The organism is Lysobacter sp. Soil_N_51, assembly GCF_057655755.1.
In genome coordinates this window covers 430,730-456,506 of record NZ_JBDGLR010000002.1, presented here as the reverse complement: position 1 = coordinate 456,506, position 25,777 = coordinate 430,730, and the positions used below count along the sequence as shown (strand labels likewise).

Here is a 25,777-nt window from a genome sequence, read left to right as displayed (position 1 = left end):
ACCTGAACAGGGCTCAGCCGTCCTTCGCCGCGGCGCAGACCACGCGGTAACCGGCCACCCGGGGCCAGTTGGCCTCGGCCTGGTCGACACCGGGCGGGACGTACTCGCCCGCCGTGGTCAGCTGCAGCGCGTCGCCGGCGGCGTTGCGATAGTGGTAGTTGCAGTAGCCCATGCCGGTGCCGGAGCAGCCTTCGATCTCGGGGTAACCAAGCTTGCGCAGGGCGTCGCGCATGCCGTCCATGCCTTCGTCGGCGTCGGGGTCGGATTGGCGGGCCTGCCAGCCCTGCGCGAGCAGGCGCTCGCGCGCGGCAGGCAGCGCCACCGCTTCGAGCCGCGGCAGCTTCGCGCCCTGGCCGCAGTAGCTGTCGATCGCCGGCAGCGCGGCCAGTTCCAGCCCGCCGTCCGCGCCGACCACGAGGCGCGCGAGCTGGCTGCCGTTCCAGTCGCCGACCCGCAACTCGGCATCGGCGCCCGCGCGTCGCGCCGGCTGGCTCGATTCGGCCGCAGGACCGGGCACGCCGTCCTCCAGCGACTGCAGGCCGGCATCGGAATCCTCCTTGCCCGCCTGGCTATCGAGCACCTGCGCGACCGGCCGGCCGTCGCGGAACAGCAGCACCTGCCCATCTGGGAATACGCAGCCCATGCCGGCCAATTGGGTGCCGACCCGGGCCACGCCGACGGCGCGGTAACCGGCCCAGTCGCGTTCGCCGAACACCGTCCAGCCGGCCGCAGCGGCGGCGCGCGCCTCGGCTGAGGCCGGCGCTTGCCCGCAATCGCCCGAGGCCTCACCGCTGTCGGCGCTGGCCTTGGGCAGCGGCGGCAACGCGTCGATCAGGCGCAGGCGCAGGCTGCCGACCTCGCCCTTGACCGTGAGGCCCGTGGCGGCCGGTGTCGCGGCGGCGGGTGTCGCCGCGGGCGCTGGCGTCGCAGCCGCGGGCGCGGCGGGCGCCGACGCAGTCGCCGGGCCTTCGCGATTGCAGGCCGACGCGCCCAGCGCGATCAGCGCGGCCACGGCCCAGGCCAGCGGCCGTGGCGACGGCACGGCGCGCCCGGCGACGGCGAACGAACGGCGGATCGGCGTGGATTCCATTGCGCGGTGCTCCTTGAATGTGCGGGCACGCTATCTGATCACCGCGAAACGGGTCAATAATGGCCGCCGCTTTCATCCGCCGCCCGCTCGATGCCCTTTCTTGAACTGACCCTGCGCTGCAGCGAAGCCGAACAACCGCGCTACGAAGCCGCGCTCGACGACGTCGGCGCGCTCGCGGTGACCATGCTCGACGCCGACGCCGACACCAGCAACGAGCACGCCATCCTCGAACCGGGCGTCGGCGAAATCCCGCTGTGGCAGTCGATGGTGCTCAGCGCGCTGTTCCCGCACGACGCCGACGCACTGGTGCTGCTGGCCGCGCTGGAATCCTTCGATCCGGGCCTGGAATGGACCCAGGTGCGTTTCCGCCAGGTCGAGGACCAGGACTGGGAGCGCGCATGGATGGACCAGTACGTGCCGCTGCAGTTCGGCCGCCGCACCTGGATCGTGCCGTGGAATCACGACCTGCCCGACGGCGCCGACGCGGCCGACGCCGCGGTGGTGCGACTGGACCCGGGCCTGGCGTTCGGTTCGGGTACCCATCCGACCACCGCGCTGTGCCTGGGCTGGCTCGACGGCCTCGCCGACGAGGGCGAACTCGACGGCCAGCGCGTGCTCGATTTCGGCTGCGGCTCCGGCATCCTCGCCCTGGCCGCGCTCAAGCTCGGCGCCGCGCATGCGGTCGGCGTCGACAACGACCCGCAGGCCCTGCTCGCCACCGACGACAACGCCCAGCGCAACGGCGTGGCCGAACGCATCGAGGTGCATCTGCCGCAGGACGAACCGCTCGCGCAGTACCCGGTGGTGGTCGCCAACATCCTCGCCTCGGCCTTGATCGCGCTGGCCGACACCCTGGCTGCGCGGGTCGCGCCGGGTGGACGCATCGCCTTGTCCGGCATCCTCGCCGGCCAGGAAGACGACGTGCTCGCGCGCTACGCCGCCGACTTCGAACAATTGCGCGCCGACCGTCTCGAAGACTGGATGCGCGTCACAGGCATACGTCGTCGCTGAGCGCGACGGCATGATGGAATAAGGCCAATGTTCGTCGCCTGCCCTCACTGCGGTTATCTGGTTGCGCTGGTCGTGGCTCAGGACGGTCCGACCCGGACCTGTCCGCGCTGCGCCGGCGCGCTGCAATCGCAGGGCATGGCGAACAGCGGCGATGACGCGGCGAGCGCGGCGCAGGCGCCGAACGAACAAGCGCCGAACGAAGACGTTCGTGCGGTTGCGTCGGAGAGCAAACCGGTCGCAGCGACAAATGTCGCCGCCACCGACATCGACGACATCGCCAGCGTGTTGCGCAAGAAACCGCAGAAGAATCCTGCCGAGATTCCTGCATCGCCTGCGGCACCGACGAGCGCGGTCGACGTTGCGACCAAGGCCGAGGTCGGCAATCAAGTGGCCGATGCCGATGCGAACACCGACGCTGCACCGAGCACCGACATCGCTGCGGACGACATTCCGCCCGCGCAACCGGCGACGCCGGCCGCCGCATCGCCATCCGCCGACGCCGCACTGACCCCGCTCAGCGCCGCGGTGCCGATCGCACGCAAACGCCCGGCCAAGCGCGCCGGCAAATCCGAAACCGCGGTGAGCTCGGCTCGACGCGCGCCGAGCTTCGCCCGTCAGCACGCACGCGCCAACGCCGCGCCGACGCGGTTGCATTGGAGCGGCCCGTTGCTGATCGGCGTACTGACCATCGCGCTGGCCCTGCAATTACTGCTCGCGCAACGCGACGAACTCGCCGCCGACGCGCGCTGGCGGCCGCTGCTCGCGAGCCTGTGCGGCGTGCTCGCGTGCGAGATTCCGCCGTGGCACGAACCGGCCGCGTTGACCATGCTCAACCGCAACGTGCTGCCGGTCGCAGACCGCGCCGGCGTATTGCGCGTCAATGCCAGTTTCCGCAACGACGCGCGCTGGGCGCAGCCGTGGCCGACCCTGATGCTGAGCCTGGAGGACATCGATGGCCGCCGGGTCGGTCAGCGCGCGTTCTCTCCAAAGGACTACCGCAAGGGGTATCGGGCGGACGAACGGATCGCGCCGGGGCAAAGCGCCGCGGTGCAATTCGACGTGCTCGAACCGGCCCCGCACGTGGTCGCGTTCACCTTCGATTTCCGTTGAAATCCGTCGCCGTCGCGTTGTCTGCCGCGACCCCGGCGCGCTAGACTCCCCCTCCCGTCGTCACTGCGCGCAGTGCGCAACTGGCACATCCCGGCCGACGGAAACCTGCTACGGGGAAGCACTTGAACGCACTCAACGACCGCAACGAAGCCGCCCGCACCGGACCCCGGGTGCCGCTGCGCGATCATGTCGCGACTTCGATCCGTCGTTACCTCGGCGACCTCAACGGCAGCGGCACCGAAAATCTGTACGAAATCGCGCTGCGCGAACTGGAAATCCCGCTGTTCGCCGAAGTGCTGCAGCATTGCGACGGCAACCAGAGCCGCGCCGCGGCGATGCTCGGCATTCATCGCGCGACCCTGCGCAAGAAGCTGCGCGAGTACGGGCTGGAATAAGCGCCCGGCCGGCTTCGACGCCCGCATCGACGTCCGCATCGTTTCCATCGAAACAAACGCCGCGACGCGGCGTTCGCTTTGCCGAACCCGCCTGGTTTTCTCGACCGCCGCGCAATGCGACTGAGGTCATCGGTGGCATGCGATCATCGCCACGACGTTGATCCCGTGGAATGCAGGCCGATGCACGATCTGACCCAGCCCGGCGCTGTCCTGCGCCCATTTCCCGCGGCCGAGGACGTATTTGCGCCGGGCCAGGAAACCCTGGCCCGGCATCTGCATCCACTGGTATCGATCGACCTGTCCGCGGTGCGGCCGCAATGGTCGGGCTGGCTGCATCTGCTCAGTCCGCTGGAGCCGTGCGATGGCCTGGTCGGTCAGTACACCGAAGACGAATTTCACGCGCCGCTGCTGCGCAGCAACTGGATCGGTTTCGCGGTCGAGGACGGGCGTTATCGCCTGCTCGGCGATCCGCGCTATTTCCTGCTCGAGCGCAGTCTCGAACACACGCCCGCGGAGTTGCACGCCGAACGCGCCGAGATGCAACGGCATTACGAGATTGAAGAGCGCGCCTATCGGGCATCGCGCGACTACTATCGCGAGCACGGCCATCTGGTGCGGCTCAACCGGTTCGGCAACGGCCCGTCCAAAGACGCGATGCCGCAGGAACTGCTGACCCAGTTCGGCGGCGTGGCCGAATCGGGCTACAACTGGGAAGAGACGGTGGAGTTCCCGCTTGAGCACGGCATCGGCGCGGGCGACAACGGTGAGGACGTGGTGTGGCCGCTGAGCCCGAGCGGCCGTCGTTTCGAACACGTGGCCTCGGTGCCCGGTTGGCACTACCGACATAGCGGCGCGGACTTGATCGTGCTGTTCTACGAACCGGTCGAACGGTTGGCGTTGTTGACGTTCGATTGGAGTTGAGAGTTCGGCTGCATCGCGCGGTTTGGTTGTCGGGTTTCGATCGCGCTACGCGAACCGGTAATCACGCCGCCAGTCGAAGTGCTGTGTCATCGCGACGACAACCACAACCGCGCCGCGACATTCATCGCGCGACCCCGTGCAAGAAGCTGCGCGGATACGCATCGGAATAAGCCGCGCCGTCCGCACCCGTCCCGCCAGCAATCACAGCTGCGCGCGGGTCGCCAGAAACGCCAGGTACTTGGGATCGTCTTCGGCGAACAGGTCCGCGCCGCCGCCCTTGTACGCATGCATCAGTTCGTCGGCAGCCGCATCGTGCTCGCCGACGTCCAGCAGCACCTGGCCCAGGCGCAGATGGATGAAGGCATTACCCGGACCGCCCGGGCAGCGCAACGCGTATTCCAGCACCGGACGCGCGGACTTGAGGTCGCGCAGACGGAAGTAGCAATCGCCGATCGCGGTGAGGATCCAGGTCGACGCTTCCCAGTCCTTCTTCGGTTCGGGCACCCATTCCCAGGCGTCGTTGAAGCAGGTTACCGCAGCGTCGAAGCGGCCCTCGCCTACCGCCTGATTACCCGCCTCGCACAGTTTGTTCAAGCGTTCGTAGACGGCGTCGTCCATTTGCAGCGAGGTTGAGGTCATTGAGGGCTCCGCGGGGCTGCTTTGTTTTGGTTGTAACGCCTGGATGAAGGATTCGCGCTTCCTGCTCAGGCGGGCGGCCAGCGTACGACGCGTCTGCGATCTTCGCGCTGCCATTCATGGCGGAACAAATGCGGGCTCCGGATCGCCCGGCCCGGCCATCCTTCGCCGGTCGTCTAGCCGGACCTGCGCGCAGTGCGCGCGTACGGCGCTTCTTTCAACTTCGCGCCGCCATCCATGGCGCAACTGGCGACGGCTTCGGACTGCCCGGCCCGGCCATCCTTGGCCGGTCGTCTAGCCGGACCTGCGCGCATGCGCGCAGAGCGGTCCGGCTAGACCCACCAATACCGAATCAAATGAAAGAAGACCGGGGCGGCGAAACATACCGAGTCCAGACGATCCAGCACGCCGCCATGGCCTTCGATCATGTGCCCCCAATCCTTGATCCCGCGATCGCGCTTGATCGCCGACATCACCAGACCACCGTAGAAGCCCATCAGATTGATGACCAGCGCCAGCGCGGCCGCCTGCAGCGGCGTGAACGGCGTGATCCACCACAATGCCGCGCCCAGCGCGGTCGCCGAAGCGACACCGCCTACGAAACCTTCGACCGTCTTCGACGGCGACAGCTTCGGCGCGATCAGGCGCTTGCCGCACAGCTTGCCCCACACGTATTGCAGCACGTCCGAGGACTGCACCACGATCACCAGGAACGCGATCAACAACAGATTGCGTCCCTCGTAGCCGGGAATATGCAGATTGATCAGCGCCGGCACATGGGAAATGCTGAACACGCAGATCATCAGTCCCCACTGCACCTTGGCCGTGCGTTCCAGATAGCGCGTGGTGTCGCCGCCGATGGTCGACAGGATCGGCAGCAGCAAGAACGCATAGACCGGGATAAGCAACGTGTACAGCCCGTACCAGTCGATATAGACCAGCCAGTACTGCAACGGCAGCGCCACGTAGAACGCCGCGAGCAAGGCGTAGTAATCGCTGCGCCGGGTCGGCGTCAGTGTGATGAACTCGCGCAACGCGAACAGCGAGACGATCGCGAACAACACGATCATGCCGACCCGGCCGATCGCGAACGCGAGCCCGACCACGATCGCCATCACCCACCAGGCGCGAATGCGCGCGACCAGGTTGGCCACCACCTGGCTGGGCGCATCGCGGGTCTTCCAGCGCAGCCATTCGGCGATGATGGTCGCGATCAGCAACACGCAGGCCACGCCGGCGAACAGCAGCACCGAGTGCGGCCATTCGCGCACGAAACCGATCAGATCGTTCATTCCGCCGCTCCGTGGCCGGGGTTCGCGCCGCTCGTCGTGGCGCTGCCCGCGGCATGGCCCAAGCCGTGCTCGGACAAGGCCAGCAAGGCGTTGCGCGCGCGGTCGAGAAACGCCTGTTTGTCTTCGTCGGCGTGCAGACGCAGGGTCTCGCCGAAGGTCGCGGTGCATAGCAACGGCAGCGGCAGGACCTTGCCCTTGGGCATGACCCGGGCGAGGTTGTCGATCCACACCGGCACGAATTCGAGCTCCGGCCTGCAATGCGCGAGGTGATACAGCCCGCTCTTGAACGGCAGCAGCGGCTCGTCGCCCTGGTTGCGCGTGCCCTCGGGAAACAGGATCAGCGAACTGCCGCCATCGACCGCATCGCACAAGGTGTCGATCGCGTCCTGTTTGCGCTGGGCCGGGTCGCGTTCGATCAACACACCGTTGAAGACTTCGCGGATCAGATAACGACGCAGCGCGTCGCGCTGCCAGTAATCGGCGCCGGCCACCGGCCGCACCTGGCGCCGCAACGCCGGCGGCAAGGCCGACCAGATCATCACGAAATCGCCGTGACTGACATGGTTGCCGTAGTACACGCGGTGATCCGACGACGGCGAGCAGCGCCAAAGCGCGCGCGCGCCGGTCAGCGCGCGGATCGCGCCGCTGAAGCTGCTGGCGAGCAAGTTCGAAATCATCTGGCCTCCAATTCGCGCACGATCGAACGCAGGCGCAAGGCGATGGTAACGGCCGCGCCGAGCGCGACCGCGGCCAGGGCGGCGGCGAGCAACGCTTCGACCCACTGCGTCCATCCCAAGGCCAGACCGATCGCCGACAGCAACGCGGCCAGAGTCATCGCGATCATGCGCATGCGTCGCGACATCGGTCCTTCGGCATGTTCGCGCAAACCGCAGGCCAGGCCGAGCACGCGCACGTAGGCGGTACCGACCGACAGCAGCGACGCGGCCCAGCCCAGGTCGCTGGCCCAGCTCAGCCACGGCGCCAGGCCGTAACCGACGCCGAGGAAAATCAACGTGTCGGCGAGCCGGTCGGGCGCATCGCTGTAGACCTCGCCGGCCTTGCCGACCATGCCGCCGCGACGCGCGAGCAGACCGTCGAGCCGATTGCACAGCATCCGCCCTTGCAGGCAGACGGCCGCGAACAGCAGCAGCACCACGCCGGCCAGCGGCGGATCGCGCAGGGCGAAGAAGAACGACAACCCAGCCAATGCGGCCAAACCGATCGCGAACAGGGAAATGCCGTTGGGCGTGGCACCGCGCGAACGCAGCCGCGCGGCCAGGCGTATGCGCCAGTCGGGCCGCGTCGGTTCGCCCGCTGCGGACGGCACCGGCGCGACCTCGTCGGACGGCCGTGGATCGTGGGGGTCGCTCATGCTGTCGCTCCGTTCAATCGCCACCGCCGCCGCAACCGCCGCAGCCACTGGACCCACAACTGCTGCCGCCGCTGTCGCTGCTACCGCCGCTATTGCTACTGCTGCCGCAACTGCTGCTGCCGCCGCTGCCATCGCTGCTGCTCGACACCGGCGTGCGCAGGGTGTGGTAATCGATCAGGGCGCTGTCGATCAGGCCCGCCGTGCCCATCAACGCGACCCGCGCGCCGGCATCGGCGTCGCCGGCTTCGGTGTCGCTTGCTTCGCGGCGCTTGGCCAAGTTGCGGTCGGCATCGTGCAACACCCAGTCGCCGGCGCGCGAACGGCGCTTGGCGTACGCCCAGCGGACCAGCGCCAGCACGCTCGCGAGCGCGGTCAGCACCACCAGGAAACCGACCGGCTTGCCGCGCTCCACGCCGACGAAAATCTTGCTCAGGCCGAACCCGACCAAGGCGACGATCGGCAACGTGCCGAGCAGACGCGCACGCAAGGCCTGCGCCGGATTCATCCACCAGCCCTTGCGCTGCAATTGTTCGCCCAATTCGGCGTAATGCTGCTTGAGCGCGCCGAGGGCATCGTCGAGATTCTGCCGGCGCTGCACGATCCACAGCGCCTCGCGCAGGGATTCGCGAAGGGGCTGCTTGCCGCCGTCCTGATTCACGCGCAGCCACGCGCCGGTGCGCGCCGCATCGCGGGCGGTACCGGCGAAATCCAGGCGCAGGGCATCGCGATCGAGCAGTTCGACGATCGCCACATCGGCGGCGCGTTCGGCGCCCGCGGCGAGGAAACCCAGTTCGACCGGGTCCTCGCCCTTGACGCTGCCGCGTCGGTTGGCGCCGCGCACGCGCCGCTCCAGCGCACCGCCGAGCGTGAACACGCAGCCGATCGCGGCGATATAGAACGCGAGAAATTCATAACCGCGCCATTGCAGCGGATTGAAGTCCGCCGAGGCCGAGGCCTCCCATGCATACACCGCGGCGCAGGCAACGCTCCAGATCCACACCCAGCTGCCGACGCCGCGCGGCGGCGCGGTCCAGGGCGTGACGAAGCGCAACGGCGTGCGCCGGCCCGAACCCGCATGCGGCCCGGGAGTCGCGGCCTGCGCCGCGCGCGAGAGTTCCGGATACGGCCACTGCGCGGCCGGCGGATCGCCGAAGAAGCGCTCGTAGCTGATGTAGGTTTCGCGGTATTGCTGTTGATGCCGCTCGTGTTCCCGCGCACCGCCCAACGATGGCGCGTGGTGCAGCGACTGCTCGAGCACCAGCGGGCAGAAGCGCTGCCAGTAGTCGCGGGTGTCGGTCATGTGCGCGTGCCAGACCTGATCGATCAGTTCGCTCGGGGTGACCGGATGGCCGGCGGAAACCGCCAGAAAACAGAAGCGCCGGTATTCCTCCAGCGCCGCCTGCGCGCCCTCGCGGGTGGTCTGGCAGGCGTGGGCGACGCGGGTCAGAAAGGCTTCGTGGTGTTCGCCGCCGAAATCGTACTGATGCAGGCGTTGCCACAGCGCGCGCCGCGGCGCGGTCCATACGTTGTCGTCCATCCCCGCTTCGCTCATAGCCACACCCGCCCACAGGCCGCGACCAGCATCGCCAATTGGGCCAAAAGGCACAACGCCTGATTGCGCAGCAAGCCGCGCGCGCCGCGCCAGCGCGCAGGCCAATCGCGGCCGGCACGCTCGCGCGGCAACAGTCCCAGTGCGATCAGGCTCGCATCCAGGCGTCGCGCGGCGTGGATGCCGGCCTCACTGCCATCGCCGTGATCGGCCAGCGCGGCCAGCAACCTGGCATCGAAATCCACCCGCAGCGCGTAATACAACTGCGCCAGCCCGGCGCCGAGACTCAACAGCAACCACGCCGGTCTGGCATCTACGCCCGGCCATACCAGACCCAGCAGCGTCGCCGCCAGCACGATCAGCGAGCCGTTGCGCAGATGCCGTCCCTGCGCCAGCAGCGCGGCCATCGCGCGCAGGTCGAACGTCGTCGTCACGACGGGATCGTCACTCGGTTGCGGCATTTGCGTATCGCTCATGCGGCGTGTCCGTCCGGAATCTGCGTGCGCGCCATCGCCGCTTCGCGCGTCATCAGCCCCAGCGCGCGCCGATGCCGGTCGCGCAGCACGATCGCCGGCCGCGCCTTGCGCAGGATCGCGATCGCCTCGTCGACCGTGGCCGCGCGGCCGCTGTGCAGCAGCCAGGCCGCGACCGAGGCGGCGCTGCGCGAATAGCCCAGGGCGCAGCAGACCAAGATCTCGCCATGGCCGCGCATCGATTCGATATCGATGGCGGCCGCGCGCAACTGCTCGGCGCCCGGCGCGACCAGATCCAGCATCGGCCGGACCACGTCGCCCGATCGCCACGACCGCAACGGCAGCTCCGCGCTGACGTCGATCACCCGCGCATAGCCCTCGCGTTCGCCGCGGCCGGGCACCCGGCCCAACCAGACTTCGTCGATCACCCACACCGGCTGCGGCGCGTTGCGCGTCCACCAGCGCGAATTGAGCCACGCGCCCAGCAGGTACGGCGCATACAACCAGAGCGCGGCCATGCTCAGACGGCCATCGTCGCGTTTCTGGAAACCGGCGGCGCCGAGCACTGCGTAGTTCAGCGCCACCAGCAGCAACGACAGCGCCGGCCACAGCAGCCACAGCCCCACGCCACCCAGCGCGATCGCGGCATAAGCACACGCGCCAGCGCCGGCCAGATAGATCAGCGCCAATTTCCAGCGCTGCGGATCGCGCGCCAGCGCCGCATGCCGCCACGGCGCGGCGACACGCTCGGGCCATAGCCACACGCACAGCCAACCGGCCAGCACGCCCGTCGGCAGGTCGATGAAGTGATGCTGATACGTCGTCAACACCGACACGCCGATCAGCGCGAACCAAACGTGCAGCATCCCGCGCCAGGCGCCGCCCAGGTGCTGGGCGAAACGCACCCACAGCACGATCAGCAGCACGATGTGCAACGACGGCGCCTGGTTGAACGGCTTGTCGAAGCCCAGCAGCACGTCGAACAACCAGCCGAACACGCCGCCGGTTTCGGGTCGGGTGAAGCTGAAATGCAGCGGAAACAGCAGGAAACACGAGATCGCGACGACCTGCGCGCTCAACAGCCGCAAGCCCTGGGTATCGAGCTCGCGCCGGTCACGGCAGACAAACAGCGAAATTCCGTAGAACACGTCGATCGACCAGTACGGCACGATCGTCCAGGCCCAGAACGGCATCGCCCGTTCCCAGTCGAACACGATGCTGGGTACATCGATGCGCGCGGCCGCGACCGAATTGGCGTAGCCGTAGCTCAGAAAGAACAGCGGCCCGAGGAATACCAGCCACAGCAACGCCCGCCCCCACGGACGTCGCGCGGACGCAGCGGTCATGCGTCGACCCGCTGCGCCAGCGATACGGTGAAGATGCCCCAGGCGTCGATGCGCTGATCGATCTTGACGAAACCCGCCGCGCGCACCAGATCGTCCATCTCCTGCTGGCTGCGCCGACGCATCACCCAGGCCTCGCCGCCGCGATGGCTGGTCAGCGCGCGGGCGATGAACTCCAGTTGCGGATGCCAGGGCTGGCCGGTGTAGACGATGAAACCGCCCGGCGGCACCGCCGCGGCCAGGCCGTCGAGCGAACGCCGCACCAGCGCGTTATCGGGAAACAGTTCGTACAAGCCCGAGACCACCGCCAACGTTGGGCGCGGATCGAGCGCGGCCAGGGCGTTGCGGTCGAACGCGTCGCCCTGGTCGAAGCGCGCGAGCGCGCCGGCGCCGAGGGTTTCGATCAAGGCGCGGCCTTTGTCGACGTTGAGCTCGCTGTAGTCGCGCAGGCGGATCGAATCAGCGCGTTCGTTGCCTCCGGCCAGCGCTTCGAGCGCATAGCGGCCATGACCCGCGGCGATATCGACCGCATGCACCGGCAGCGACGCCGCGCGCAGGCGCCGCATCGCTTCGCGCAGCATCTCGTGCAGATGGGTACGGCGCACGCGGATGCCGCGCCAGCCGATCGCATCGAGGTAGTTGCGATCGATCATCCGGCCCAAGGGCCCTTTGCCGCGCGCCTCGTCGCGGTAGACATAATCCAGGCTGCTGCCCGAATCGAAGCCGGTGTCCAGGCCGAGCTTGATGCCTTCGGAGAACTTGCCGCCGAAACGCAGCCCGGCGCGGGTGAAGCGCCAGCGCAGGTCGGCCAGCGACCAGCGCTCCGGCGGCCACGAGAGTTTTTCCGATTCCTCGAAACTCGGGCCATGGCGATGCGCGTCGAGCAGATCGGCGCGGCGCAGCGGTTCGGCGAAACGCGCCTGCACGAACGCGCGGATGCGGTTGATCGCGGCGACCCGGCCCTTCTCGCCCAGGGTGTCGTGATAGAAGCCCTGCAACAGGTGGCGTTCCTTGATGCTCGATCCCAGACGCTCGTAGAACCGGTCCTGCGGGCCGCGATGCACGACGAAGTCCGAACCCGAGACCAAGAGTTGCGTCGGAACCGTTATGGCCTGCGCGTCGGCGACGATGCGTTCGGCCGCCTCATACAAGCCCAACAACACCCGCACCGAAATCGGCCGGGTGATCAACGGATCGGTGCGATAGCTTTCCACCCGTTCGGGATCGTGCGTGAGCCACTGTGGCTTGACATAGCTGTTGACGAAGAAGTTGCCGCGCAATTTCTGCATCAGCTTCAGGCCCGGCACCGCCAGCGGCACGTACAGCTTGACCTTGAACGCCGGCGAGGCGAGCACCAGCGCGCGCAGGCGCGGCGCGTAATCGTGGACCCAGGTCGAGGCGACCACCGCGCCGACGCTCTGCGCGATCAGCGCGGTGTCTTCGACCGAAATACCGTGGCTGGCGCCGATGTGAGCGACGAAACGGTCCAGGTCGCGCACCAGCGCATCGAAACCGGGCGCGTCGCCGCGCTCGCCGGGCGAGCGTCCGTTGCCGCGCGCGTCCCAGGCGAAGAAGTCGGCATCCTCCATGCCCAGCTCGGCGACCAGATGCTGGACCCGGCCGGAATGCTCGTGGCCACGATGCAGCAGCACGATCGCGCGGCGCGGCTGGCCGGCGGCCGGCGCGCTCGCGGGCCAATAACGATAGAACAGCGAAGTGCCGTCGAAACTGGCGAACTGGCGTTCCTGTACTTCCCTCATCAACCTTCTCCTTGTTGCGGTACTGCGGCGTCCTGCGCGGCATCATGCCGCAAACCGGCGCGCACGCGGCGCACCACGGTCAACACGCACAGCGCACCGGCGACGATCAACATCAGTTCCGTACCGCGCGCGCCGATCCAGCCCAACGCGAGCAACACCCCCAGCAAACCGACCACGAACGCGCGGTCGCTCTTGCCCATCGGCCCGTCGTAGCGGCGCGGCGCGCCGATCATCGGCCCGAGCACGCCGGCGTATTCGGTCAACACCGCCAACAGCACGAACGCCAGCAACGGCGCCGGATGCAGGCCGGCGACCGCGAACAGCGCCAGGTACAAGGCGCTGTCGGACACCACATCGCACAATTCGTTGAGGTAGGCGCCCAGCCGCGACTGCTGGCCGAACTCGCGCGCCAGCATGCCGTCGATCGCGTTCATCGCCATGCGCGCGAACATCCACAGCGGCAGCAACGCGAACAGCCACGGCCGGGCCGGCGCGCCCCAGTACACCAGCGCGGCCACGCCGAGCGAGACCGCCGCCGCCGCGGTGGTGACTTGATTGGCGGTGACGCCCAGCGCGTACAAGCGCCGCACCAGCGGCCGCAGCAGCGCCTGGAAGCGTCCTTTCAAAGCGTAGATCGAAGCCATTCCCTGTGCGTTCCTGAAGCCCTCGCGGGCGATCGCCGATCAGCTTAGCGGCTGCGGACAAAGATCGCGGCCCCCATGCCGGCGGATGCGCGCGGTATCGAAATACTGGCCCGCCGGACCAGCGTGGCGGTGCCGACCCCGGGCGCGCGGCGCTGGCGGCCTCGCGCAGCGCGGGCCGGGGTGGCCGAAGAAGCGCGATCCGGCCTGAACGGGCCGGCCCGGCGGCCCACCCCCGCTATAATTCCCGCGCCCTTCCGCTGCCCCCATCCCCGAATGACCTCCGATCGCTCGACCGGCACGCCGGTTCACATCCGCCGCGCCCTGCTGTCCGTGTCCGACAAGACCGGCCTCATCGAACTCGCCCAGGCCCTGGCCGCGCGCGGGGTCGAACTGCTGTCCACCGGCGGCACCGCCAAGGCCATCCGCGACGCCGGCCTGGCCGTGCGCGACGTGTCCGAGGTCACTGGCTTCCCGGAAATGATGGACGGCCGGGTCAAGACCCTGCATCCGCTGGTCCACGGCGGCCTGCTCGGCCGCGCCGGCACCGACGACGCGGTCATGGCCCAGCACGGCATCGCCGCGATCGACCTGCTGGTGCTGAACCTGTATCCGTTCGAGAAAGTCGCGGCCGATCCGGCCAGCAGCTTCGACGACATCATCGAGAACATCGACATCGGCGGCCCGGCGATGCTGCGCTCGGCGGCGAAGAACTTCGCCCGGGTCGCGGTCGCCACCGATCCGGCCCAGTACGCCGGCCTGATCGAGGAATTGAACGGCAACGACGGCGCGCTCAGCGGCAAGACCCGCTTCACCCTGTCGGTGGCCGCGTTCAACCGCGTCGCCCAGTACGACGCGGCGATCAGCAATCACCTCTCGGCGATCGCCGAGGACGGCAGTGCGCAGGCGTTCCCGGCCCAGCACAACGCCAGCTTCGTCAAGGTCATGGACCTGCGCTACGGCGAAAACCCGCACCAGCTCGGCGCGTTCTACCGCGACGTCAACCCGCTGCCCGGCACCCTGGCCACCTTCACCCAGCTGCAGGGCAAGGAGCTGAGCTACAACAACCTCGCCGATGCCGACGCGGCCTGGGAATGCGTGCGCCAGTTCGAAACCCCCGCCTGCGTGATCGTCAAGCACGCCAACCCCTGCGGCGTGGCCCAGGGCGTGGCCTGCGGCGACGCCTACGAACTGGCGTATGCGACCGATCCGACCTCGGCGTTCGGCGGCATCATCGCCTTCAACACCAAGCTCGACGCGGCCACCGCCAAGGTCATCCTCGACCGCCAGTTCGTCGAGGTGCTGATCGCGCCGGACTACGACGACGCGGCGATCGACTACGCCAAGAAGAAAGCCAATGTGCGCGTGCTGCGCATTCCGCACGGCGACGGCCGCAATGCGCAGGACATCAAGCGCATCGGCTCAGGCCTGCTGGTACAAAGCGCGGATCTGCGCGAAGTCGGCCGCGATGAGTTGAAAGTGGTCAGCAAGCTCGCCCCGACCGACGCGCAGCTCAGCGACCTGCTGTTCGCCTGGCGCATCGCCAAGTTCGTCAAGTCCAACGCCATCGTCTATGCGCGCGATCACCGCAGCATCGGCATCGGCGCCGGTCAGATGAGCCGCGTGGTCAGCGCCAAGATCGCCGCGCTCAAGGCCGAGGAAGCCGGTCTGGTCGTGCCGGGTTCGGTGATGGCCTCGGATGCGTTCTTCCCGTTCCGCGACGGCATCGACGCCGCGGCCGCGGCCGGCATCAAGGCGGTGATCCAGCCGGGCGGCTCGATGCGCGACAACGAAGTGATCGCCGCCGCCGACGAACACGGGCTGGCGATGGTGTTCACCGGCGTGCGTCATTTCCGTCATTGAGGTTGAAGCTTGGCGCGGCCGCGATCGCTTCGGCGCTCGCGGCCGCGCTTGATCGCTTATGTCCGATCCTTCTGATTCCGACCCCACCAAGCCCGGCGCGTCCGAGTCAGGTACCTCCGGGCCCAAGGCCGAGCTTGATGTTGCGACAGGCCTGAGCGGCCGGCCGTCGTTGGGCCGCCAGCTCGGCCGTTCGATCGCGCGCAAGCTCACCGTGCTTTCGGTGTTGCTGGTGGTGATGGCGATCTGGGGCGCGTGGCAGTACACGCGCCGGCAGGCGGTCGACAGCGAAACGCTCGGCGATTACCGCATCGACGGCTCGTCGCTCGCGGTGCTGCTGGTCGAACCCGACGTGTCGCTGGAAATCGGCGCCGGCCTGCGCCGCGATTACACCGTGCAGGTCGCGCGCGCGTTGGCCCGGCGTTTCGATCAGTTGGGTTACACCACCCGCGAATACGCCGCGCGCAGCGACGAAGAACGCTTCGGCCAGACCACCCGCGCCGCCGACCGCAACGCCGCTGCGCAGTACCAGACGCAAACCATGCACCGCCTGCGCGAATTCAACGCGCCGGTGCTGCGGGTCGCGCTGCAGGACCTGCAGTACGACGGACGCACCGTCAGCGAGCAGCATTACCGGGTCGAACTGCTGGACCCAAAAACCCTGCAACCCTCGTGGCGCGCGACGCTCACCTGGCGCGAAGGCCGCTCGCAATCCATCGCCTTGCTGTGGCACCTGCGCAAGAACCGGTTGCCGCCGCCGTTGTGGGACAGCCTGGCGGATCTGGCGATCGCGCGGATGCGCGAGGACGGCGTGATCGACGTCGAAACCAGAATCCAGTAACCACGCCGCCGCGTTCCAACCTGCAGGAGCGGCGCGCGCCGCGACCGCGACCGCGACACCGCGGCTACGACGCCGGCAACGGAGCAAGCGCGATGCGGCGGTCGCGGCGCGATCCGCGCGTGCACCGCGATCGCGCCGCTCAAGCTTCCGGCTTCGCCCGCTCCTTCCAGATCTCATGATCCACCCCGTCGCCCAACTCCGGGTACAGGGAAATATGGAACTCCGGCGACTTGCCCTCGCCCAGCTGACGGTCGTAGTCGCGGGTCAGTTTCACCACCACCCCCGACAACATCACGATCGCGACCAGATTGATCGAGGCCATCAACGCCATCGCCGCATCGGCCGCGTTCCACACCAACTCGACCTTGGAATACACGCCCCACACGATGACCAGCAAGGCCGCCACCCGCAGCACGAACAACGACTTCGCCCCGCCGCCGAGATACAGCAGGTTGCTCTCGGCGTACGAGTAGTTGCCGATGATGGTGGTGAAGGCGAAGAAGAACAGCGCGATGGCGACGAAGTAGGTGCCCCACACCGGGAAGAACACCGTCATCGCGTTCTGGGTGATCTGCACGCCGTCGCCGGCCTGGCCGAGCGCGCCCGACAGCAGGATCACGAACCCGGTCGCGCTGCAGATCAGCAAGGTGTCGATGAACACGCCCAGCGACTGCACCAGGCCCTGGCTCGACGGATGGTGCGGCACCGGCGTGGCCGCCGCGGCGACATTGGGCGCGCTGCCCATGCCGGCCTCGTTCGAATACAGACCGCGCTTCACGCCCTGCAACATGGCCACGGCCAGACCGCCGAGCACGCCGCCGGCCGCGGCGTCGAGCCCGAACGCGCTGCGCACGATCAAGGTCAACACGTCCGGCACCTGCGGCAGATGGGTGAGCACCACCCAGGCGGCCAGCCCCAGATAGCCCAACGACATGAACGGCACCACCCACTCGGCGAAACGCGCGATGGTGCGCAGGCCGCCGAAGATGATGACGCCGGTCAACAGCACCAGGCCGGTGGCGATCTGGAACTGGCTGAAACCGAACGCACTGCGCAGCGATTGCGCCATCGCATTGGCATGCACGCTGCTGAACACCAGGCCGTAGGTCAGCAACAGACACAGCGCGAACGCCACGCCCATCCACCGCATCTTGAGCCCGCGGGTCATGTAGTACGACGGCCCGCCGCGGTACTGGCCCTTGTCGTCGCGCACCTTGTACAACTGCGCCAGCGCGCTTTCCGCATACGCGGTCGCCATGCCCAGCACAGCCGTGCACCACATCCAGAACAAGGCGCCCGGGCCGCCCAGGCTCAGCGCGATCGCCACGCCGGCCAGGTTGCCGGTGCCCACGCGCGAGGCCAGCGAGGTGCACAGCGCCTGGAACGGCGAGATGCCGGAGCTGTCGCCGTCGGTGCCGCGGCCGATCACATGCAGCATGTGCGGGAAGCGGCGCACTTGCAGCAGCCGCAGGCGAACGGTGAAGTACAGGCCGACCAGCAACAGGCCATAGGTCAGGAAGTAATCCCACAGCACGTGGTTGATCCCGCCGATGACCGGCGCCAACAGCGCCTCGATACCGTCCAGCCAGGCTTGCATGCGGTCGCCCCAGAAAGTCGCGAAAAACAGTCGTCGATGGTAGCAGCCGGCTCGCGGCTGGGCGGCGGCTCACGTAAAATCGCCGATTCGCGTGTTTTCGCGCCATCTCGGCCCGCGTGGCCAGGAGCATCCATGAAAGTCCTCGTCATCGGTTCCGGCGGACGCGAACACGCGCTGGCCTGGAAGCTCGCCCAGTCGCCGCGCATCGACGAAGTGCTGGTCGCGCCCGGCAACGCCGGCACCGCGCACGAACACCGTTGCCGCAATGTCGCCGTGGCCGCCACCGACATCGACGGCCTGCTCAAACTGGTCGCCGACGAAAACGTGGCGCTGACCGTCGTCGGCCCCGAAGCGCCGCTGGTGGCCGGCGTGGTCGACCGCTTCCGCGCCGCGGGCCTGCGCATCTTCGGACCGACCGCCGCCGCCGCCCAACTCGAAGGCAGCAAGGCCTATGCCAAGGACTTCCTCGCCCGCCACGGCATCCCGACCGCGTACTACGCCGTGCACACCGACGTCGACGCCGCGCTCGCCTATGTTCGCGAGAAAGGCGCGCCGATCGTGGTCAAGGCCGACGGCCTGGCGGCCGGCAAGGGCGTGATCGTGGCGATGACCCTGGAAGAAGCCGAAGCCGCGGTCACCGACATGCTTTCGGGCAACGCCTTCGGCGCCGCCGGCGCGCGCGTGGTGATCGAGGAATTCCTCGACGGCGAAGAAGCCAGCTTCATCTCGATGGTCGACGGCAAGCACGCGCTGCCGATGGCGACCTCGCAGGACCACAAACGCGTCTTCGACGGCGACACCGGCCCCAACACCGGCGGCATGGGCGCCTACTCGCCCGCGCCGGTGGTGACGCCCGACGTGCATGCGCGCGTGATGCGCGAAGTGGTGATGCCGACCGTCGACGGCATGATCGCCGACGGCGTGCCGTTCACCGGCTTCCTCTACGCCGGCCTGATGATTGACGCGCATGGCGCGCCGAAAGTCATCGAATTCAACGTGCGCTTCGGCGATCCGGAAACCCAGCCGGTGATGCTGCGCCTGGACTCGGACCTGCTCGATCTGCTCGAAGCCGCGCTCGACGGCAAACTCGACACGACCCAAGCGCAATGGAACCCGCGCCCCTCGCTCGGCGTGGTGATGGCCGCGGCGAATTATCCCGAGACACCGAAAGCCGGCGACGTCATCCACGGCCTGGACGCGGCGCAACCCGCGCACGCCAAAGTCTTCCAGGCCGGCACCCGACTCGGCCCGAACGGCGAAGTGCTGACCGCCGGCGGCCGCGTGCTGTGCGTGTGCGCGCTCGGCGACGACGTCGCCCAGGCGCAGCGCGAAGCCTACGCCGCATTGGCGAAGATCGGCTGGGATGGGGAGTTCCATCGCAACGACATCGGCTGGCGCGCGATCGAACGCGAGCAACAAGCCGCGAAGTCCTGAGTCTCACCCATCGCGAAAAAACGGCCGGAAGAGCCCCGCTCTCCCGGCCGTTTCGTTTCCCCCTGTAGGAGCGGCGCAAGCCGCGACCGCGATACCGCAAATACGACGTATGCGTGATGTCGCGGTCGCGGCTCACGCCGCTCCTACAGTCGGTATCGTCATCCGCGACGACTCGCCGCCTTACACCGCCGCAGGCGACCCGAACCAGACAGTCAGCGCATCCGCTAACCCCTGCCAACCTCCCTCGCCCACCCAGGCCACATACCCGTCCGGCCGAACCAGCACCGCCACAGGCGCGGCGACCACCCCAAGCGCGGGCAACTCCCAAACCCCCGCGTACCCGGCATCGATCGCCTGCACGCGATCGGCCCAAGCCGAACTATCGAAGCCACCGACTTCGCCGAAGTTGATCAGCACCGGCCGCGCACCATGCAGCAAGCAGTAGACGCGCAACGGCCCCTCGGCGGTCACCAGATCGAGATCCGGCATGCGCCGCCCAAGCAAGGGATGGCCCTCGCCGAAGTCGTAGCGAATATCCAGCCCCGTCATCATCGCGGCGAATCGCTGGTACGGCTCGTCCATGCCGAGCAGCTCGGCCACCGTGTCGCGCAACGCCGTCGTGCGCGCATCCGCCGGCCGCAACGCAGTCGAGGCCATCGTATTGCGCAGCACGCGCGCCGCGACCGGATGACGCTCGGCGTGATAACTGTCGAGCAGATTGTCCGGCGATATTCCCTTGATCACCTGGGCCAGTTTCCAGCCCAGATTCATCGCATCCTGCACGCCGGTCTGCAAACCGTGCCCACCGTCGGGCGCATGCACATGCGCGGCGTCGCCGGCCAGCAGCACGCGTCCGCTGCGATACGTCGCTGCCTGCCGGCTCACGTCGGTGAAGCGCGAAATCCAGATGGGACTGTGCACGCCGTAGTCGGTGCCGCACGCAGCGATCAACGCCCGGCTGAGATCGTCCAAGGTGGGCTCATCGTTCGTCGTCGCGACGCCCGCCTCGGTGACCATCACCTTGATCGGCCCCTCGTCCTTGTAGATCACCTGCCCGTCGCGGATCTCGTATTCGGTCCGCCCAAACGCATGCACGCCCACGTCCGTGCGATGCACGCCCAATTCCGGCGTCCGGGTCATCTCGACCTCGGCGATCAGACTACTCATCGTCGGATCCCAACCGGGAAAATCGATACCGGCGATCTTGCGCACGCGGCTGCGTCCGCCATCGCAACCGATCATGTACTGCGAACGCAGCGACTTGCCGTCGGACAGGACGATGTCGACCCCGCTGTCGTCCTGCGCGAACCCCAGCACCTCGCGTTCGCGATAGAACGTCACCGGCAATTCGCCGACCCAGCCGGCGAGAATGCGTTCGATATGGTTCTGCCACAGCCCGAGCCCGTAATTGTGCCGGGTCGGAAACGCGCTGATGTCCAACTTGACCCCGGCGAACCCCGCGACCTGCGCCTTCTGTCCCTCGGCGAGAAACCGATCGACGATGCCGCGTTGATCGAATATCTCCAGCGTGCGCGCATGCAGCCCGCCCGCGCGCGAACCGGCCAGTTCCTGCGTGGCGCGCCGCTCGACCACCGCGACATCCACACCCGCGAGCGCCAACTCGCCCGCCAGCATCAACCCGGTCGGGCCACCGCCCACGATCACCACCGCATGCTCGTTCATCGCCACGCCCCCATCGCCATGCTCATCGCGGCGCTCGCCGCCCGCGCCTCGCGCATCGCGACAGCGAGCGCCCGCGACCGCATCCAAACCCACGCCGCGACGTCAACACAGCCGCGCGCTCCGCACCTCAACGACCACCTGCTCATCGCACCCTCCCGATCCACCGGCCAAGTCAGGTGTGCGATTGAGCACCACGCGCCGGGGCTTGCCGCAAGCCCCGGGGGAGTAAGATGTTGGCAGGGGCAGAGACCGATGTTTTTCGTCTCGGTTCGCTCAGCCCGATCAACAGGCTTACGTCCAGCCATACAGCGCCGCAGACAGCGGCTCACTCGCCCCGGGTGAACTCCCATTACTTATGAATGCAGTCGCCCATAGCGGCTAGCGCCGCGCCGATCTCGGCCGATACGCGAGCTTGCCGTCTGCAAACCAAAAAATCCGAATCTCAGCCACCCGCCTGACCCAAATCAAAACGGCCGGAAGAGCTCACGCTCTTCCGGCCGTCGTCATTTCTATTCGCAGGAGCCGCCTCACCACTCACACAACGAAGCGGAAGGACTAATGCACCGTACCCGTCGCGTCCTCATCCACCGGCCGCAACGAAACCGCCACCTCCTCCAACTCAGCGATCTCCGCCTCCAGCGCGTCGTACAACTCGCCCTGGCGCGTCATCAATTCCTCGATCCGCTCGGCCTGCTTCAACTTCGACAGTTCCCCGTCGAACAACAGCCACTGCGCGGTCAACTGCTGTACATAGTTCTTGGAGTAGTGCCGCATTTCCTTGAGCTGATTGAGCGTCGCGTTGACATGATCTAACGGTGTCTTGGTATCCGCAGACATACCGACCTCCTGTTCGCAAGGTTGGGCCCAGGGTATCGAGGCAAAGCTGGCTGTACGCGAAACATCCTGCGCCGACCGCAAGCGACAGCAGCGAATTTTCACCCGACGCCGACATTGCGAAATGAAAGCCCGGACTCATGCCAGAATCCGCGTCGAACCGTTCCAGCTCGCCGGATCGCCCGCATATTGCCGCGCCGGTTCGGCTTACCTTAGACACACGCGTCCGCAAGCATGCTCGACGAACTCTTGAAATCACTCACCCACGCCGAACTCACGTTCATTGCCGAAAGCGACTACGGCACCGACGTCGAGCGGCATCGCGACGCTTTGAGGCAGCTTATCGACGCACAACACGGTGTGCTGACGGCGGGACAGCATTGGTATCCGTACGAGGTCATCGAGTTGTGCGCGCAGGCATTGACACCGGGGCACGAGCGGGAATTCACCGCCTGCACCTTGCTGGTGCTGCGCGCTGTGGCTTCAGGGTTCGACACTTACACCGCCGTGGACGAAAAGTTGGCCGACCGCGCCCAGGATTACGACGCCTTGCCCGCGGACTTCAGGGACGCGATCCTGGATGCTTATCAACGCATCGATCAATAGCCCTCCGGCACGGCTCGCGTCATGGCGCCCGCTGGCTTCATCCAGGCAGTGAACCCGCATCCGCATGGCGTTGCCGACAGCTCGCCGGGTCCAGGATAAACGACCGAGCGACCGACAGGCCGCCGGCACCGCCTTGTCGACCAGCTTGGCGCGGCCGGGTGGAAACGCGTCCTCATCAGGCTGCTGCCCACTCAGGCACGGCGCGCTAACCACCGCCTTCGTACACTGCCCGGCCATATCCGCAAGCAAAGGCCGAACCCGCCATGTCCCCCACCATCGCCCAGGCCGCCTACATCGCCGCGAAACTCGGTGAAGCGCTGGCCATTCTGGCCGGGGCGTGGCTGCTGACCACGCTGCTGCGACATCTGCTGCGGCGGCTGTCGAACCAGTACGACCTGGCGCCGGCGTTCGCGATCGGGGTGCGGCGAGTGTTGAACACGCTGATCTATATCGCTGCCTTGCTGTTGTTGCTCAATCGGTTGGGGATTGAGGGATCGGTGGTGTGGACCACCTTGACCGGGTTCGTCGCGGTCGGCGCGGTGGCGTTCTTCGCGGCGTGGAGCGTGCTGTCGAATATCTTCTGCGCGTTGTTGATTCTGACCACGCGGCCGTTCCGGCTGTACGACTACATCGAGGTGCTGGAGGGCGGCGACAAACCGGGGCTGCGCGGGCGGGTGGTCGATATCAATTTCATCTTCACCACGCTGCAGGAAAGCCACGCCAGCGGCGAGGACACGGTGCTGCAGGTGCCCAACAGCCAGTTCTTCCAGCGCAGCACGCGGCGCTGGCGCGAGGAGCCGGAGTGGAGCCGGGTGGCGCGGGAGAAGGCCGCGGACGGGCCGCATGGGGCGGATTGGCAGGAGCCGGCGGTGCGTTGAGGGGCGGGACGTCAGGCTGCGAGCGCGGCTCACGCCCCGAATCGTTCGGCCTGCGCCTGCCGCGGTCGCTGCGAGCGGGAGAAGGCTTTTAGAGGTGCGGCTAATGCGGCGTGTCCGTCTGGGGTGGCGGCTAGGGCGGATGCGGCGGTTTGGGGATAGGTGCTCAGGTTGCGATTGAGAGCCGGCCAGGTGAAGCAACAGGGCAAAAGCGAATCCCCCCTGCCCCCCCTTTTGCAAAGGAGGGAAAAGCAAAAACAAAGGCTAAAGGCAAAGACGGGTGGCGGCGGTTGGATGGGTTCGCGGGTTTGGCGGGAGCGGGTGGTCTAGGGGCGTGCATTGCCGGGGCTACTTTTGCGCTACCTCGCTGATGCCGCTACACCCGGCCAGTCGGCTTTTGTTAGGCTCCCCACGCGAATCCTTCGCCCGAGCCGCGCATCCACGCGCGGACACGAACCGACAAGCAGGACGGCATGGCGCACAACCAGTTCGCGTTGCTCACCCAACGGCGGTTCCTGCCGTTCTTCCTGACCCAGGCTTTCGGCGCCTTCAACGACAACGTCTACCGGCAGGCGATCATCGGCCTGCTGTTCTATCTCGGCGTCGACGACGCGCAGCGCACGCTCTACACCAACCTCGCGCCGGCCTTGTTCATCCTGCCGTACTTCCTGTTCTCGGCCACCGCCGGGCAGATCGCCGAGAAGCTGGAAAAGCACAAGCTGATCCGGATCACGACCTCGATGGAGATCGCGATCATGTCGCTGGCCGCGGTCGGCTTCGTCACCCAGAACATGACGATCCTGCTGATCGCGCTGTTCGGCACCGGCCTGCAGTCGACCTTGTTCGGGCCGGTCAAGTATTCGATCCTGCCGTCGGTGCTCAAGCCCGAGGAACTCACCGGCGGCAACGGCCTGGTCGAGATGGGCACCTCGATCGCGATCCTCACCGGCATGATCTTCGGCGGCCTGATCTTCACCCTCGCCGGCACCCACGGCCCGGTGGTCGCGGCGACCGCGATCATCGTGTTGGCGGTGACCGGCAACCTGGTCAGCCGGATGATCCCGCGCGCCGACGCCGGCGAGCCGTGCCTGAAGATCCAGTGGAACCCGATTCCCGAGTCGGTGAAGATCATGCGCATGACCCGCCGGCAACCGGCGGTGCGCAATTCGGTGCTGGGCGTGTCGTGGTTCTGGTTCGTCGGCACGGTGCTGACTTCGCAGTTGCCGGGCTATGCGCTGACCAATCTCGGCGGCGATCCGACCTTGTACATCTTCGCCCTGGCGCTGTTCTCGATCGGCACCGGCGTGGGCTCGATGCTGTGCGAGCGACTGTCGGCGCGCACGGTCGAAATCGGCTTGGTGCCGCTGGGCGCGTTCGGCATCAGCGCCTTCATGATCGACCTGTATTTCGCCCGCACCGGCGCGGCCACCGCGACCGGGCTGGACGTGGCCGCGTTCGTGCGCGGCGCCGGTTCGTGGCGGATCATGATCGATCTGGTCGGGATCGGCCTGTTCGCCGGTTTCTTCGTGGTGCCGCTGTTCGCGCTGATCCAGAACCGCTCGCCGAAGAACCAGCTGTCGCGCGTGATCGCCGGCATGAACATCCAGAACGCGGCCTTCATCGTGTCGGCGGCGGTGCTCGGCGTGGTCGTGCAGCGCTTCCTGCACTGGACCATCCCGCAGGTGTTTCTGGCATTGGCGATCGCCAACGCGTTGGTCGCGATCTACATCTTCACGATCGTGCCCGAGTTCCTGATGCGCTTCCTGAGCTGGGTGCTGGTGCGCACCCTGTATCGGTTGCGCGTATCCGGGGTCGAGAAGATCCCCGACGAAGGCGCGGCGCTGGTGGTGTGCAATCACGTCAGCTACATGGACGCGCTGATCCTCAGCGCGAGCATCCCGCGGCCGGTGCGCTTCGTGATGTATTACAAGATCTTCAACATCCCGGTGATGAGCTGGATCTTCCGCACCGCCAAGGCGATCCCGATCGCGGGGGCCAAGGAAGACCCCGAGGTGATGCGGCGCGCGTTCGAGGAAATCGAGGCCGCGCTCGCCGACGGCCAGTTGGTCGGCATCTTTCCCGAGGGCGCGCTGACCAAGGACGGCGAGATCGCGCCGTTCAAATCCGGGGTCGAGCGGGTGCTGGAGAAAAATCCGGTGCCGGTGATCCCGATGGCGCTGCGCGGCATGTGGGCCAGCATGTGGAGCCGCCGCAGCAATCGCGCCGAGGGCGGCCGGCTGGATCGCATGCGGGTGCCGCGCCGGTTCCGCGCGGCGATCGAGGTCGTCGCCGATCCGCCGCAGGACGCCGCCGGCGTCACTGCGCAATCGCTGGAAGCGCAGGTCCGCGCGCTGCGCGGCGATCGGCCCTGATCGCCGCGCGAGGCGCCGTGCCGGTGACGCCGCGCACCGTCGCCGCTCGCCGCGGGCCCCCATAATCCGGCCACGGCCGGGC

The 25,777-nt window shown here is 67.6% G+C and carries 23 protein-coding genes; 10 read left to right on the top strand and 13 right to left on the bottom strand.

All coding sequences use genetic code 11. The features are described 5' to 3' along the window. Window positions 1–13: 13 nt before the first annotated feature. Window positions 14–1,090: a hypothetical protein gene (locus AC3A4T_RS04960; protein ID WP_487674368.1), complete on the bottom strand. Its 1,077-nt coding sequence runs from the start codon at window positions 1,088–1,090 to the stop codon at window positions 14–16. 90 nt (window positions 1,091–1,180) lie between these two features. Between AC3A4T_RS04960 and prmA the strand changes: the two genes are divergently transcribed. From prmA to AC3A4T_RS04940, 4 genes are all read left to right on the top strand, one after another. Then, the gene (gene prmA, locus AC3A4T_RS04955) at window positions 1,181–2,101 is read left to right on the top strand and encodes a 50S ribosomal protein L11 methyltransferase (RefSeq protein ID WP_487674367.1); all 921 of its coding nucleotides are present in this window, start codon (window positions 1,181–1,183) and stop codon (window positions 2,099–2,101) included. Window positions 2,102–2,128: 27 nt separating this feature from the next. Beyond that, entirely contained in the window at window positions 2,129–3,211 is a 1,083-nt protein-coding gene (locus AC3A4T_RS04950; RefSeq protein ID WP_487674366.1) for a DUF3426 domain-containing protein, read from the top strand. A 122-nt stretch (window positions 3,212–3,333) separates the two neighbouring features. After that, window positions 3,334–3,606, top strand: coding sequence for a DNA-binding transcriptional regulator Fis (gene fis / locus AC3A4T_RS04945; RefSeq protein ID WP_036111375.1), 273 nt, complete (start codon window positions 3,334–3,336; stop codon window positions 3,604–3,606). A 180-nt stretch (window positions 3,607–3,786) separates the two neighbouring features. Further along, entirely contained in the window at window positions 3,787–4,527 is a 741-nt protein-coding gene (locus AC3A4T_RS04940; RefSeq protein WP_487674365.1) for a hypothetical protein, read from the top strand. Between the two features lie 201 nt (window positions 4,528–4,728). On the opposite strand, the gene AC3A4T_RS04935 is transcribed toward AC3A4T_RS04940, so the two are convergent. From AC3A4T_RS04935 to AC3A4T_RS04895, 9 genes are all read right to left on the bottom strand, one after another. Beyond that, window positions 4,729–5,166: a tetratricopeptide repeat protein gene (locus tag AC3A4T_RS04935; RefSeq protein WP_487674364.1), complete on the bottom strand. Its 438-nt coding sequence runs from the start codon at window positions 5,164–5,166 to the stop codon at window positions 4,729–4,731. 329 nt (window positions 5,167–5,495) lie between these two features. Continuing rightward, entirely contained in the window at window positions 5,496–6,455 is a 960-nt protein-coding gene (locus tag AC3A4T_RS04930) for a phosphatidate cytidylyltransferase (protein ID WP_056116178.1), read from the bottom strand. Next, window positions 6,452–7,132, bottom strand: a complete 681-nt coding sequence (locus AC3A4T_RS04925; protein WP_056116176.1) for a lysophospholipid acyltransferase family protein — start codon at window positions 7,130–7,132, stop codon at window positions 6,452–6,454. The genes AC3A4T_RS04930 and AC3A4T_RS04925 overlap by 4 nt, the downstream gene beginning before the upstream one ends. Next, window positions 7,129–7,827, bottom strand: a complete 699-nt coding sequence (locus AC3A4T_RS04920) for a CDP-alcohol phosphatidyltransferase family protein (RefSeq protein WP_487674363.1) — start codon at window positions 7,825–7,827, stop codon at window positions 7,129–7,131. Before AC3A4T_RS04920 ends, AC3A4T_RS04925 begins: the two co-directional genes overlap by 4 nt. 13 nt (window positions 7,828–7,840) lie before the next feature. Beyond that, window positions 7,841–9,364, bottom strand: a complete 1,524-nt coding sequence (locus tag AC3A4T_RS04915) for a TIGR04222 domain-containing membrane protein (protein ID WP_487674362.1) — start codon at window positions 9,362–9,364, stop codon at window positions 7,841–7,843. 11 nt (window positions 9,365–9,375) lie between these two features. Further along, window positions 9,376–9,852: a hypothetical protein gene (locus tag AC3A4T_RS04910; RefSeq protein WP_487674361.1), complete on the bottom strand. Its 477-nt coding sequence runs from the start codon at window positions 9,850–9,852 to the stop codon at window positions 9,376–9,378. Continuing rightward, complete coding sequence (locus tag AC3A4T_RS04905; protein WP_487674360.1) at window positions 9,849–11,195, bottom strand: phosphatase PAP2/dual specificity phosphatase family protein; 1,347 nt, start codon at window positions 11,193–11,195, stop codon at window positions 9,849–9,851. The genes AC3A4T_RS04910 and AC3A4T_RS04905 overlap by 4 nt, the downstream gene beginning before the upstream one ends. Continuing rightward, window positions 11,192–12,952, bottom strand: a complete 1,761-nt coding sequence (locus AC3A4T_RS04900) for a bifunctional alpha/beta hydrolase/class I SAM-dependent methyltransferase (protein WP_487674359.1) — start codon at window positions 12,950–12,952, stop codon at window positions 11,192–11,194. Before AC3A4T_RS04900 ends, AC3A4T_RS04905 begins: the two co-directional genes overlap by 4 nt. Beyond that, entirely contained in the window at window positions 12,952–13,596 is a 645-nt protein-coding gene (locus AC3A4T_RS04895) for a CDP-alcohol phosphatidyltransferase family protein (protein WP_487674358.1), read from the bottom strand. Before AC3A4T_RS04895 ends, AC3A4T_RS04900 begins: the two co-directional genes overlap by 1 nt. A gap of 273 nt (window positions 13,597–13,869) precedes the next feature. Here AC3A4T_RS04895 and purH point away from each other — a divergent pair, with 273 nt between their 5' ends. Further along, window positions 13,870–15,456 (top strand): bifunctional phosphoribosylaminoimidazolecarboxamide formyltransferase/IMP cyclohydrolase, encoded by a 1,587-nt coding sequence (gene purH, locus AC3A4T_RS04890; RefSeq protein WP_487674357.1) that lies wholly within the window; start codon window positions 13,870–13,872, stop codon window positions 15,454–15,456. A gap of 58 nt (window positions 15,457–15,514) precedes the next feature. Further along, complete coding sequence (locus tag AC3A4T_RS04885; RefSeq protein ID WP_487674356.1) at window positions 15,515–16,294, top strand: hypothetical protein; 780 nt, start codon at window positions 15,515–15,517, stop codon at window positions 16,292–16,294. A gap of 139 nt (window positions 16,295–16,433) precedes the next feature. Here AC3A4T_RS04885 and AC3A4T_RS04880 read toward each other — a convergent pair whose 3' ends face one another. Then, a complete protein-coding gene (locus AC3A4T_RS04880) occupies window positions 16,434–17,891 on the bottom strand; it encodes an alanine/glycine:cation symporter family protein (protein WP_487674355.1) in 1,458 nt (485 codons plus the stop codon). Window positions 17,892–18,023: 132 nt separating this feature from the next. Between AC3A4T_RS04880 and purD the strand changes: the two genes are divergently transcribed. Next, the gene (gene purD / locus AC3A4T_RS04875) at window positions 18,024–19,325 is read left to right on the top strand and encodes a phosphoribosylamine--glycine ligase (protein ID WP_487674354.1); all 1,302 of its coding nucleotides are present in this window, start codon (window positions 18,024–18,026) and stop codon (window positions 19,323–19,325) included. 180 nt (window positions 19,326–19,505) lie between these two features. On the opposite strand, the gene AC3A4T_RS04870 is transcribed toward purD, so the two are convergent. Both AC3A4T_RS04870 and AC3A4T_RS04865 read right to left on the bottom strand, forming a co-directional pair. After that, complete coding sequence (locus AC3A4T_RS04870; RefSeq protein WP_487674353.1) at window positions 19,506–21,008, bottom strand: FAD-dependent monooxygenase; 1,503 nt, start codon at window positions 21,006–21,008, stop codon at window positions 19,506–19,508. A 555-nt stretch (window positions 21,009–21,563) separates the two neighbouring features. After that, window positions 21,564–21,845 (bottom strand): hypothetical protein, encoded by a 282-nt coding sequence (locus AC3A4T_RS04865; RefSeq protein WP_487674352.1) that lies wholly within the window; start codon window positions 21,843–21,845, stop codon window positions 21,564–21,566. A 231-nt stretch (window positions 21,846–22,076) separates the two neighbouring features. On the opposite strand from AC3A4T_RS04865, the gene AC3A4T_RS04860 reads away from it, so the two are divergent. From AC3A4T_RS04860 to AC3A4T_RS04850, 3 genes are all read left to right on the top strand, one after another. Next, window positions 22,077–22,448, top strand: a complete 372-nt coding sequence (locus AC3A4T_RS04860) for a hypothetical protein (RefSeq protein ID WP_487674351.1) — start codon at window positions 22,077–22,079, stop codon at window positions 22,446–22,448. A 263-nt stretch (window positions 22,449–22,711) separates the two neighbouring features. Next, on the top strand, window positions 22,712–23,326 hold the full coding sequence (locus tag AC3A4T_RS04855; protein ID WP_487674350.1) for a mechanosensitive ion channel domain-containing protein: 615 nt from the start codon (window positions 22,712–22,714) through the stop codon (window positions 23,324–23,326). Between the two features lie 470 nt (window positions 23,327–23,796). Next, window positions 23,797–25,695: an MFS transporter gene (locus tag AC3A4T_RS04850; protein ID WP_487674349.1), complete on the top strand. Its 1,899-nt coding sequence runs from the start codon at window positions 23,797–23,799 to the stop codon at window positions 25,693–25,695. Window positions 25,696–25,777: the final 82 nt, after the last annotated feature.